Here is a 12837-nt window from a genome sequence, read left to right as displayed (position 1 = left end):
GTCCCCAGTCCCCAGTCCCCAGTCCCCAGTCACCTGCCGCCATTTTACCTTAACAAAATGCGCTTCACGTCCCCAAGTGTCCCGTGTAAGAATGATATTTTCAATTGCGAGGTTAAAAGGGATAGCTGTTGTTAAATAACGTTGAACGAAAGCACCTAAATCTGGAGCAAGTTCAGAAGCCGTAGTTGCAGCTAATCCTAAACCTACTAGTTGCTCAACAGGTCTAAATGGTAGCATCACAGACACACCCATAGCAAATCCAGCAGTTAACAACATTGCTACAGATAAATTTGTACCGCAACGGGGATGTACCGCTAAATCCCATTCTCCGTTGGTAAGACGATATTGAGCTAGTGTTACTGCACGCCGTAAATAACTGATATTTACATCACCATAAAGGTAAAATCCCTGTTCTGTGGATAAACCACTTAATGATTCATTATCAAACTGTACATTAGTAGGCTGTTTGGGAGAAGAATCAACACTTTTTATTTCACTCAGAACCCAAACAGTAGCGTGTTCTAGGGCGTGAACCTGACGCAGCATGAGAATTTCTTGTAAACCGGGTACAAAAGATAGCTGTTGTAGTAAGTCGGTATCTTGGTTTGGTGATGGTGCTATCAAGTCAAGATTAAAAAAGTTAAAGGGAAATGAGCTATTTGCATAAGAAGTTGGAGTATTCATTTTCCCCCAAGCGGATAAAGTAATATAGATTTCTTTCCAATGTAACGCTTGTACAACTAGATTATTGCTAATTTTTGTTGAAAAATAGCAGGAGTCATGAGTCAGTAGGGGTTTAGCAATGCTAAACCCTTTGGCCTAAATCAAACGAGAAATTCTGATATGTATGTCAGTTCCGATCGCAAAAATTCGCTGATTCCCAGAGCATCAACTTTTACTAGATAAAGTCACGGAACTTGTGGTAGAGGTTCACACTGAAAAATAAAGGTGAGGAGGAGAACAATCTGTAAACCTCAAAATTGATCTTGCCAATTTTAGATTTTAGATTTTAGATTTTGGATTTTGATTGAGGTGTTTTGGTACTTGTACTTCAGAAGCAAGCTCAATACCCCGCTCTTTGTCGGTTGTACCTATCTCAAATACTCGCTGCGCTGCTTACGCTTCGCTAACCCAAATCGAAAATCCAAAATGGTTGAACTTTTCAGCATCCACAGGGATTCATATTAATAAACTAACTCACATTTGAATCATTGTAGTTAGGTAATGTACAGCAATTCACATCGTTTAAACAGACCTTTCCCCACTGTAAAGCCCAGCGAACCAAAGCGACTCGGTTATCTGTCTTTGTTTTGGTGAGAATGTTGCTGATATGATTATCAACTGTACGTTTGCTAATCTCCAGTTTTGCTGCAATCTCTTGGTTAGTTAAGCCTGCGGCCACTAAGTCGATAATTTGCAGTTCTCTGTCTGACAGACTAACAGGGGTCCCAGACTCATTAGCAGCCATGGCTTATTTATTTCTCCCTTGGTATATGTACTTAATCACTCTTTCTAATTCTAAAAGATTCTCTCAGAGCTAGACGTTGTAAATGTTCCTAGTAATACTAAAGTCAATATTTTCTGGGAATTTAATCTGAAGGTTAATTTTCTTAAAAGCAAAATTTCTATAAAATATAACCTATTCATCAGTAAATATTCAGTGTTACTTCAGTGGTAAATTTTGGGTTTTTATAGCATTATGTACTATATAAAGTGATAAAAACTGCTATTTTATGGTTAACTGGAGACAAAGGAATAAAGATGCTTATACATTTTATACATATTCCTAATCCCAAGTCGTAAATCGAAAATGATATGAGTAATCCCCATGTTTTGTGTCTAGGCGAAGTTTTGTTTGATTGTTTAGCGGATCAAATGGGGCTAAAGCTGGAAGAAGTCAATTCTTGGACTCCCTACCCAGGGGGAGCGCCAGCTAATGTGGCTTGTGCTTTAGTTAAACTGGGAACGCCCGCAGGTTTTATTGGTGCTGTAGGAGAAGATCAACCAGGTAATGCACTGGTGAAGTTATTACAAGATGTAGGTGTAGATACAACGGGTGTGCAACGTCATCCGACAGCACCAACGCGACAAGTTTATGTAGTCAGGGATTTGACCGGCGATCGCTCTTTTGCTGGTTTTGGTAAATATGATACTAGCGAATTTGCCGACACCCGCTTACAAGCTAATCAATTACCCCATTCTTTGTTTAACGATGCTGATTTTTTGGTGTTGGGGACTTTGGAATTAGCTTATCCTGAAAGTGAGGCTGCTATTCATCAGGCATTGAAATTAGCGGAACAATATGATTTGAAAATCATCTTAGATGTGAATTGGCGACCTGTATTTTGGCAAGATGCTAATTTAGCAAAGCAAAAAATTGCAGCATTATTGCCACGTTTTGATTTCCTCAAACTCACAAAAGAGGAAGCATCATGGTTGTTTGATACTACAGACCCTGGAGCAATTACTTACAGATTGAACTCATTAGAAGGAGTTTTAGTCACCGATGGCGAAAATGGTTGTGCTTATTGTTTAGGTGAAAACGAAGGTAAATTACCAGCTTTTTCTATACCTGTGGTGGATACCACTGGTGCAGGAGATAGTTTTTTAGCTGGGTTTCTCCATCAGTTGAGTAAGTTAGGTATTCATAGTTTGAGAGATGCAGAAACAGCAAAACGAGTTGTTACATACTCTAGTGCGGTAGGGGCGTTAACTACTATTAAACCAGGTGCGATCGCATCCCAACCCACAGCAGAAGAAGTTGATGCTTTTTTAGCCGATCATCAACTTTAAAAATCAACAGTTTTCACTGATTGAAGTAAAACCAAAATTAGGGGAATATCAGATACAATCACCTGATATTCCCTTTACAAATTAAGCCTTGCCAAAATAGACAGCCCCCCAAATCTGGGTGATAAAACCAAAATTTTTCTTTTGTTCCTAAATCCTCAATATCTTGAGAAGCATCTAGGGGAACTTCAATGATGGGAAACTGCTCTGCCATAACAGTTCATTTACAGTGATACAATTCATACTCATACCCATATATTCCTGGCAACTTTTGATCATCAAGCAGACATTTTTCCACTTCCTGACTAATGGGAGCATGAAAATTAACCAACCATAAATCAAAAGGTCTTGGTAATTCTTTGATAGTCTTTTCTAGGGCTACAGTAGAAGTATTGGGGTTTTGGGCTTGATGGGCGAGGAGAAATTGAGTATTTTCAATATTAGTTTGCAAACCAGAGAATTTTAATTCCCAAGCTATACCCATCATTTCCCCAGTTTGTACTAAACTTTTATGAGTTGTGGCAATGAGAACCGGGACTGAAGAATTTTGTTCAATAACAGGAAGAAATAAATCAGGGCGATAATATTTGCGATAACCCAGATTAAAAGTAACTGTAATAGCACTGATTAACCCCATTACCCAAATCAGCATTACAGCTTGTTTGCCGTTAATACCCCATTTACCGATGTTGGGATTTTGATAACAAACTGCTAGACTTGCACCCAGTAAAATTATTACCGCTGGAAAATAAACAAAACTATAGCGAGCGCCCCTGGTAAGATCAATACCCAGGAAATAAGTAAAGAAGAAAAAGAAAGCGATCGCCCCTAACACTACCCCAATCAATACCTGAGTAATAGAACCAATTTCCGGTGCTTGTAATTGAACTTTTATCCCCCGAATTAAAATTGGCACTGCCCAAATAAAGAAAATTAACATCACCAACCCAGAGAAAATAACCACCGTTAAATCAGGTGCTTCCACTGGGAGTAAGGAAATCATAGTGATCCATGTACCTAAAGCTTGAAAAATGGGGCTAATCCAACCCAGTCCGACCCGTTCACTTTTAATCCACTCGGTTAAAGTGCCAAGGTAGCGATTTTGTAACCTCCCAGGCAACCACACCAACCCAGCAACAGCCGTACCAACTACTACATAATAAAATCGCCACCACACAGGAGAGAACAACACCCAAGTTTTTGTCTGAGTTTGTTGTTTCCAAGCCACAAAAATCAAAGCTACAGCTTCAGCGCCAAGAGTGATCACAAAAAAGAAATGAGTAGCAAAACCCAAGGCGTTAACTCCTACCCAAGCAATAATTAACCACAAAGGTAATAATTTTTGCTTTTCCAAGTAACGAACAGCAACTACCAAACAAGCTATCGAAAGCATCACCCACAGCATAGCCAAAGTATAATGACGGGCTTCTTGTGCTAAAAATACTGCGTAGGGTGAGACTGCCATCATTGCAGCCGCTAATTGTCCTACTAATGAAGAACGAAAAGCTAATTTACCTAAAAAATAAGCACAGGGAATAGAAACCGCACCCAGTAAAGCCGGAAAAGAACGTGCTGCAAACAAAGATACTAAACCTTCAGGGTGGGGAAATAGCCGCATCCACAGATGAACCAAGACAAAATATAGTGGTGGGTGATTATCCTCTGTGAGAAGATTATTAATTACATCTCCTGTACCAACTGCGGGATTAATTTGTAATGGTTGTAATAAAATATCAGGAGCGATCGCCTGATCTAAAGGTACTGGTAAAAAACTATTGCCCAAGCTAAATACTAAAGTCGCAAATTCATCAGTCCAAGGCGGTTTGGCGGTTAAATTAGTCAAACGTAACCCTACACCAATAACGAACCAAATCAGCAGCAGTAAAGAATGAAACCAGGGAGCAGAAACGGTAGAGCGCCTATTATTCACGTCCATCTTTATTATTGGAAAATTGTTTTAAACAGCGTTCTTGTACTTTAACTACAGTTCCTCTCTTCAACAACTCTGATATAGTCACAAATTCATATCCCTGGGGAGTATAAGCTTTCAAAATTTCCTCAACTACCTCTACAGTATTATGGCGACTAGCATATACTCCTTTTTTTGCTACACCATCAGAATCATGTAAAAGAATGATTGAGCCATTATGAAAGTTATTTTCAAAAATTTTCATCATCTCTGCGGCAGATTTACCACGCCAGTCTTGTAAATCTACATCCCAAAAAATAATCGGTTTTTTTATCTGCTTTAAAACATTTGTGACAACAAAACCAGCACGACCAAAAGGGGGTCTAAAGTGAACATTGTCTCGTGAGATTAATTGACTAATTAAAATATCGGTTTCCCTAATTTCTCTAGAAATAGTATCTTTAAATTTACTATTGAGATTGTAATGATTCCATGTATGGTTAGCTATTTCATGTCCCTGTTTTTCCAAAGTTCTGACAATTTGGGGATACTTTGCACTGTGTTTTCCCAAGACAAAAAATGTTCCCTGAGCTTGATAATCTAAAAGGGTTTGAGAAATGGCTCTGGTATAGACTGGATCAGGTCCGTCGTCAAATGTCAGTGCTAAAACTTTATCAGGAGTGTTGATACAAAATACTGACTCTCCAAATAAGCCGGGAAGCAGGAAACGCTTTGGCCAAGCCAATTCTAAAAAACAGTAAACTGCTATCACTATCAATAACAGAGGCAATAATTTGGAAAATATGAATTTCGATGGACGATGTTTGCCAAAACGCAGGAAAGAAAATCCCTGAGTCAAGGGTTTAACTAAAGGCATTATTACGGTTTAAGCAAAAATTTGAACATTGAAAGCATATCAGATTCTCAGTAAATTTGTCTATAGTTAGGCTTTGATTAAATTTCATCAGTTAGCAGTCAGTAGGGGCGAAGCATTCGGGCGACTAATTATAAATTTTTGTCCAAGGCTATTTTCCTGTAAGGGCGAAGCATTCGGGCGACTAATTATAAATTTTTGTCCAAGGCTATTTTCCGAATGCCTGTCTGCCGACAAGCAGGCTTCGCCCGTACTTCGCCCGTACAGGAGTCAGAAGTCAGGCAAAATTAATTTAAAACCAAATGCTTTGAGTTAGCTTTTTTGGATCGGAATATCAGGTATAATCATCAGATACAATTAAGTGATATTCCCTTCATCTTGTACCTAATTCATGTCTTTGATTATTGCTGGAGAACGCAGCGGAGTGGGCAAAACTACGGTGACACTTACACTTTTAGCCTCTTTGTGTCGTCGTGGTGTCAAAGTACAATCTTTTAAGGTTGGTCCAGATTATATTGATCCTATGTTTCATCAGTATGTTACTGGTCGTCCTTGTCGAAATTTAGATGCGGTTTTGACTTCAGAAAGTTATATTCAAAAATGTTTTCAGCATCATTCCCAAGAATGTGAATATACTCTGGTTGAGGGAGTCATGGGTTTATTTGATGGTGTTGGTAATTCTTTCAATATAACTGAAAATGGCAATCATCAAATGGACTTTGCTAGTACAGCCCATGTTGCCAGATTATTAGATAGCCCGGTAATATTAGTAATTGATTGTAGTCGTTTGTCTGGTTCAGTGGCAGCGATCGCACATGGTTATTGTAGTTTGGATCAGAGAGTTAAAATTGCTGGATTAGTCTTAAATAGAGTAGGGAGCGATCGCCATTTATCTTTATTAAAAAATTCCTTGAAAACTCTCAACTTACCTATTTTGGGTGTTCTCAGAAGACAGGATAATATTACTATTCCTGATCGTCATCTGGGTTTAGTTCCTACTGGAGAATTACCAGAATTAGATGATGTAATTCATCGTCTTGCAGATTTAGGCGATCATTGTTTTGATTGGGAAAAATTATTACCACTATTACAAGTAACTGAAATTCTGTCTTCAGATGTTCCCAATTTTCAAATCAACAAACCGCACAGACACAGAGAAAGCGGAGAAATAAAAGAAAATCAAAAATCAAAAATCAAAATTGCTGTTGCACGGGATCAAGCTTTTAATTTTTATTATCAAGACAACTTAGATTTATTAGAGAAACTGGGAGCAGAATTAATATTTTGGAGTCCTTTAAAAGATACTCAATTACCAAAAGATATTCAAGGAATGTATTTTGGTGGTGGTTTTCCTGAAGTATTTGCACAAGAACTAGCAGCAAATATTAAAGTTATTCAAGAAGTAAAAACAGCGATTTTATCAGGAATACCCACCATTGCTGAATGTGGGGGTTTAATGTATTTGTGTGAAAATATTATTGATTTTGAAAATCAATCTTGGCCAATGGTAGGAATATTACCCACATCTGCACAAATGGATAAAAAATTAACTTTAGGATATCGTCGCGCAGTAGTTTTAGAAAATAGCTTTTTATTAAATGCGGGTACAAATATTTATGGACATGAATTTCATCGTTCTCATGTAATTACAAACCCGCAAAAATCATTGTTTGATACCTATCGTTATGACTGTGAAGAAAATACAGGTTTTGAAGGATGGAATTTACCTAATATTCCTAATGTTCATGCTTCTTATGTTCATCAACATTGGGGAGAAAGTATAGAAATTCCCCAAAGGTTTTTACAAGAATGTTTAAAATTTAGTTATGTCAATTCAATATCCCAAACTCTTTGATCGCAATCAACGAAATTTTCTCTAACTAAAAATTCACCTTCCCATTTTCCAGCAGTTTTATCAAAAAAATCAGCAGGATATCCTAATTCTTCTGGTGTTGGTATTTTTTCTTCAAAAGAATTAGTAATAATTATTACTAATTCTTGATTAGCTAATTCTTGGGGAAGTTGTAACAATAATTTACCTTGTGTATCAACTTTTGATTTAAGTCTTATTTGCATATAATTAACTCCTTAGTATCTTGGATTATTATACTACTAATTATTTGAAAAGTATTTTTTAATCATTCATGGCTAAATATTACAGGATGAAGTTCGGAATGCACTGGAAGGTAATCGAAGAGATTAAATGGATTAAAGCTCATTGTTTACTCTATTAAAAATGAGTATGGAAAAATTTTTAATACTGTACCAAAAAACTGCTCAGTTAACGAAACAAATAAGGCTGAAACCCTTGAAATTTGGTAATGCCCCAAAAAAGGCTTAACCGAGTAGTATTGCACTATGTCGCCCTCAAGGAACTATCACCAACAGCACAGTGAGGAGCGATCGCTTTATCATCAAAGATGAACTGATAATTTTTTTATCTTCCTTTGCGCTTTTGCTTCTAACCTTCGGGATCTCCGTACAAAAACTACCATGACTATTGATATAATGACTTGAATGTGGAACTTTGATTTCCCCTATTCCCTATTCCCTATTCCCTATTCCTTAGAAAATCAATGTTTTTCAAATGGTGCTTTAGAGTTATTATCGTTTGCTTGGGTTTGTGGCTCATCTTGGATCTAGCTTCTCATTTAGGGGCGGAAATTTTTTGGTTTCAAGAAGTTGGTTATTTGCCAACTTTTATGGTGCGGTTAATAACTCAAGGTGCTTTATGGGTGGGTGTTGTTAGCTTGAGTATGATCTATTTACTGGGAAATTTAATTTTAGCAAAACGTTGGCAATATCCCCAGTCCCTGAAAATTGAGCCAGCAAGAATTGAAAAAACTACACTGAGTAGGGAACTAACAAATTTTCTAAGTCCGCAGTATAAGCAAGTCTATCAAACTCCACAGATTGCGACAGGAAACACACAAATTAAATTATTCTGGTTGTTACCGCTAACGTTAAGCTTGAGTTTTTTAGTGGGGTTAATTTTCACCCATTATGGACAAGTTGCGTTAAGTTACTGGAATGGAGAAATTAATCAGGTTAATTCACCTTTTACTATCTTATTTAGACCAGAGATACTTTGGAACTTGAGCATTAGAACTATTTCGCAAGTTTGGTATTTTGCATTAGCTGTGGTGATGGCGATCGCTCTTTTGATATATTCTCAGTTTTTGCTGTGGGCGATCGCTATTATTTTTAGTCTCGGTTTTGGGTGGTTAATATCTCAACAATGGGAAAAAATCTTGTTGTATTTGCACTCCACCCCCTTCAATAGCACTGAACCTTTATTTGGCAAAGATATCAGCTTTTATATTTTTTCCCTTCCTGTCTGGGAACTGTTGGCTTTTTGGCTGATAGGTTTATTTTTATATAGTTTTCTTGCTGTTACTCTCAGCTATCTTGTATCAGGAGACAGTATCAGTCAAAGCATTTTTCCTGGGTTTTCGCCCACACAAAAACGTCATTTATTCGGCTTAGGTGGCGGTTTAATGTTGGTGATAGCCTTTGGTTTTTGGTTAAGTCGTTATGAACTGGTTTATTCTCCCCGTGGGGTGAGTTTTGGGGCTAGTTTCACTGATGTTAAAATACAGTTGCCCGCTGATACCATGTTATGTGTTTTAGCTGTAGCGATCGCCTTTTATTTATTATGGCAAACTTTATTTTGGAAACCCAAATCTCAACATCATCAATGGGTAATTTATGGTTTAGGTATTTATTTATTATTAGTAATTGCAGGTGATTTTATTGTACCTGCGGTTATCCAATCTTTTATAGTTCAACCCAATGAATTACAGAGAGAAACACCTTATATTCAACGCACTATCGCCCTCACTCGTCAAGCATTTGATTTAGAAGCCATAGATGCTCAAACCTTTAATCCCCAAGGAAAATTAACCCAAGCAGATATCAAAGCCAATGATTTAACTATTCGCAATATTCGGCTTTGGGATCAAGAACCACTATTAAAAACTAACCGACAATTACAACAAATTCGTCCTTATTATGCGTTTCCTGATGCCGATATTGATCGCTACATTATCAGCAACCAAACTAACCAACAAGAACCCCCAACAAATGAAAAACGTCAGGTACTAATAGCCGCCAGAGAATTAGATTATAATGCTGTCCCACAACAAGCACAAACATGGGTAAACCGCAATTTAATTTACACTCATGGTTATGGTTTTACCATAAGTCCAGTAAATACAGTTGCACCAGGTGGTTTACCAGAATATTTTGTCAAAGATATTAGTGGTAATGGTGCAGCTTTAACTACTGCTAATGCAGCTATTCGGGAAAGTATTCCTATTGGTGAACCACGAATTTATTATGGAGAAATTTCTAATACTCATGTCATGACTGGGACAAGAGTTAAAGAATTAGATTATCCCAGTGGTAGTGATAACGTTTATAATACCTACGATGGCAGCGGTGGAATTAGAATAGGTTCTTTATGGAGACGGTGGTTATTTGCCACATATTTAAAAGACTGGCAAATGATATTTACACGGGACGCTCTACCAGAAACAAAGGTATTATTCCGGCGAAATATTAACCAAAGAATTAGAGCGATCGCCCCTTTTTTACAATTTGATAGTGAACCTTATATAGTTGCCGCTGATGCCAACCCAGATGATAAAAATCAACAATTTCCCGGTGCAAAAAATTATCTTTATTGGATAGTCGATGCTTACACTACCAGCAGTCATTATCCCTACTCAGATCAAAATAAAGACGGTATTAACTATATTCGTAATTCTGTTAAAATCGTCATTGATGCTTACAACGGCACTGTCAGATTTTATGTTGCTCAACCTCAAGATCCGCTAATTATTGCTTGGTCAAAAATTTTCCCGCAAATGTTCCAACCGCTAACAAATATGCCTATTAATCTCCTTAGTCATATTCGCTATCCGGTAGACTTTTTCAAAATTCAATCTGAGCGGTTAATGATTTATCATATTACTAACCCTCAAGTATTTTATAACCGGGAAGACCAATGGCAAATACCCCAAGAAATTTACGGAACTGAACCCCGTCAAGTTGAACCTTACTATTTAATTACCAGTCTTCCTGGTGTTCCTTTTGAAGAATTTATTTTATTGCTTCCTTACACACCAAAAGAAAGAACAAATTTAATTGCTTGGTTAGCAGCGCGTTCTGATGGAGAAAATTACGGTAAATTGCTGCTTTATAATTTTCCTAAAGAACGTTTAATTTATGGACCAGAACAAATAGAAGCTAGAATTAACCAAGATCCAGTAATTTCTCAACAAATTTCATTATGGAATCGTCAAGGATCAAGAGCAATACAAGGTAATCTTTTAATTGTTCCCATTGAACAATCTTTATTATATGTTGAGCCAATTTATTTAGAAGCAACCCAGAATAGTTTACCAACTTTGGTTAGGGTAGTTGTTGCCTATGAAAACCGCATTGTCATGGCACAGACATTAGAACAAGCTTTACAGGCGATTTTTCAGCCAGAAATAACACCAGCGCCGGCTATTATTCGTCCTGTGGAAGAAGAAGGTATACCGCCGGTTTAAAATAATTTGTAAGTTGTGATTCATTCTTTTATCAAGATGAGTTACTATATAAATTAAGCAACAAATAGTCTCAAAATCACAGCTATAAATTGTCAAAAATTGTCAGAATCAATAATTATGCTGTTAAGTGAACATCTTAATTTTAGTAATTTGAAATCATTTTCTATCAATGGCTTATTCGGCTATAAGGATATGAAAATTCCTTTTGATAAAGAAGCTGTTATTCTTATTGCTATTCATCGAATTATTACTAATCGCAAAACTTACTCTCAAGTTAGAGCAGCATACTTTATAGACAGAGATTTTGATATATCAATAAAAAATACAGAAATAACTGGAATATATGAAACTCCTTGTTACTCAATAGAAAATTTTTATACATCTATTAATAGTTTTTGTGAAATTCTGAGAAGTGAATTTAAGCTGTCTGAATCAGATATTGATTTTAATAACTGTAAAAACCTTTATATAAAACTTCAGAAAGAATTTCATGATGCAGTTGAACTTTTAAATATTTGGATAGCTTGTCAAAGAGAAAAAAGAACAAATTTGAAGTTATCTGGTCTTGATATCTCAAAGTTAGTACAGATAGATTCAGATAATATCACAAGCAACTACACCATTAATGATTTATATACTCAATTTCCCAAAGCAACTACTGTTACTCAAGAAGAACTAAATTTAAAGCAAAATCACCTGTGTTCACAAGATCGTCAAAAAAGTTTTAGAGGTAAATTTGAAATTTATTTTTTATTCAAAATTATGCAAAAACTAATTGAAGAAGCAAATAAAGGCAATCCCAAGTATTTTACTAAAAAAATAAAAGTCACCTTAAATTTGCGGGAAACAACACTAATTTCTAATTTGTCCCAATATGCGGACACCCCAGATTGTCTAGTAAGTTATTTGGAATCTTTTAGAACTTCTGTGAATTAAAATTATCATAACACTTTGCGCGAAACCTGAATCTATAGTATTTTATTAATTGTAATTAACCAAATTTAGGAAAATTAATCATGCTATATCACTTAGATTTTCACGTTGAATACCCCGACGACATGACACAGCAAGAACTCTTTACCATTTGGAGTGAAGAAGCAGATGCAGCACTACAAGCAAAGCAAGCAGGAATTGTTGTAGATTTGTGGAAATGTGTGGGAACTCGTCGAGTAATTGTTATTGTTGATGTTCCCACACCTGACACACTGGATCAAATTCTCTTAGATTTACCTATCATGAAAAAAATGGGTCAAAATGTACAAGTAGAAGTAACTCCTTTGAGAAGATATGAAGACTTTGCAGCAGATGTAAAATCTCGGTTAGAGAAAAAATAAACATAAAGCAAAGGTAAGCATTCAGCCATCAGCTATCAGCTTTCAGTAGTCAGATTTTGCAAGCGTTGAATAAAACCCACAATTTGCAAACATTCTGACTCCTGTACAGGCGTTTGCGAAGCGTGCTGGAAGCATCAGCATTCGGGCAACAAATTAAGCTGTCATGCAGCTAAACTGTATAATCTTAATATTCTTAAGTCTTGTGGAACAGGCATCTTGCCTGTTAACCTTATATAAATTAAATGCACAACAGCTTATCAATTTTATCAACAAGCTATTTTCCTGTAAGGGCGAAGCATTCGGGCAACAAATTATCAATTTTATCAACAAGCTATTTTCCTGTAAGGGCGAAGCATTCGGGCAACAAATTAT

The 12837-nt window shown here is 36.5% G+C and carries 11 protein-coding genes; 5 read left to right on the top strand and 6 right to left on the bottom strand.

The features are described 5' to 3' along the window. Together PN497_RS06030 and pedR are read right to left on the bottom strand one after the other, a co-directional pair. Positions 1-684 (bottom strand): DUF6391 domain-containing protein (locus PN497_RS06030; protein ID WP_272109792.1); only part of this gene is annotated, 684 nt, incomplete at its 3' end. Between the two features lie 508 nt (positions 685-1192). Next, positions 1193-1468: a photosynthetic electron transport-dependent transcriptional regulator PedR gene (pedR, locus tag PN497_RS06025; RefSeq protein ID WP_096566126.1), complete on the bottom strand. Its 276-nt coding sequence runs from the start codon at positions 1466-1468 to the stop codon at positions 1193-1195. A 347-nt stretch (positions 1469-1815) separates the two neighbouring features. On the opposite strand from pedR, the gene PN497_RS06020 reads away from it, so the two are divergent. Continuing rightward, complete coding sequence (locus tag PN497_RS06020; protein WP_096566124.1) at positions 1816-2793, top strand: carbohydrate kinase family protein; 978 nt, start codon at positions 1816-1818, stop codon at positions 2791-2793. Positions 2794-2851: 58 nt separating this feature from the next. Here the strand turns inward: PN497_RS06020 and PN497_RS06015 are convergent, their stop codons facing one another. From PN497_RS06015 to PN497_RS06005, 3 genes are read right to left on the bottom strand one after another with little or no spacing between them, the layout of a single operon-like run. Next, positions 2852-3004, bottom strand: a complete 153-nt coding sequence (locus PN497_RS06015) for a hypothetical protein (protein ID WP_272109791.1) — start codon at positions 3002-3004, stop codon at positions 2852-2854. 6 nt (positions 3005-3010) lie between these two features. Next, the gene (locus PN497_RS06010) at positions 3011-4726 is read right to left on the bottom strand and encodes a glycosyltransferase family 39 protein (protein ID WP_096566122.1); all 1716 of its coding nucleotides are present in this window, start codon (positions 4724-4726) and stop codon (positions 3011-3013) included. Continuing rightward, the gene (locus PN497_RS06005; RefSeq protein ID WP_096566120.1) at positions 4713-5576 is read right to left on the bottom strand and encodes a polysaccharide deacetylase family protein; all 864 of its coding nucleotides are present in this window, start codon (positions 5574-5576) and stop codon (positions 4713-4715) included. The genes PN497_RS06010 and PN497_RS06005 overlap by 14 nt, the downstream gene beginning before the upstream one ends. 388 nt (positions 5577-5964) lie before the next feature. Between PN497_RS06005 and PN497_RS06000 the strand changes: the two genes are divergently transcribed. Further along, complete coding sequence (locus PN497_RS06000; protein WP_096566119.1) at positions 5965-7428, top strand: cobyrinate a,c-diamide synthase; 1464 nt, start codon at positions 5965-5967, stop codon at positions 7426-7428. Here PN497_RS06000 and PN497_RS05995 read toward each other — a convergent pair. Next, positions 7398-7649 (bottom strand): hypothetical protein, encoded by a 252-nt coding sequence (locus PN497_RS05995; protein WP_096566118.1) that lies wholly within the window; start codon positions 7647-7649, stop codon positions 7398-7400. The genes PN497_RS06000 and PN497_RS05995 overlap by 31 nt on opposite strands. A gap of 500 nt (positions 7650-8149) precedes the next feature. On the opposite strand from PN497_RS05995, the gene PN497_RS05990 reads away from it, so the two are divergent. The 3 genes from PN497_RS05990 (at position 8150) to PN497_RS05980 (ending at position 12465) form a co-directional block, all read left to right on the top strand. Further along, positions 8150-11131, top strand: a complete 2982-nt coding sequence (locus tag PN497_RS05990) for a UPF0182 family protein (protein WP_096566116.1) — start codon at positions 8150-8152, stop codon at positions 11129-11131. A gap of 117 nt (positions 11132-11248) precedes the next feature. Continuing rightward, entirely contained in the window at positions 11249-12067 is an 819-nt protein-coding gene (locus tag PN497_RS05985; protein ID WP_096566114.1) for a DUF4435 domain-containing protein, read from the top strand. 80 nt (positions 12068-12147) lie between these two features. Then, positions 12148-12465, top strand: coding sequence for a muconolactone Delta-isomerase (locus tag PN497_RS05980; protein WP_096566112.1), 318 nt, complete (start codon positions 12148-12150; stop codon positions 12463-12465). Positions 12466-12837: the final 372 nt, after the last annotated feature.

Source organism: Sphaerospermopsis kisseleviana CS-549, from assembly GCF_028329225.1.
GTDB lineage: Bacteria > Cyanobacteriota > Cyanobacteriia > Cyanobacteriales > Nostocaceae > Sphaerospermopsis > Sphaerospermopsis kisseleviana.
The sequence above is the reverse complement of the archived record's forward strand: the minus strand, read 5'-3'. Positions and strand labels throughout refer to the sequence as shown.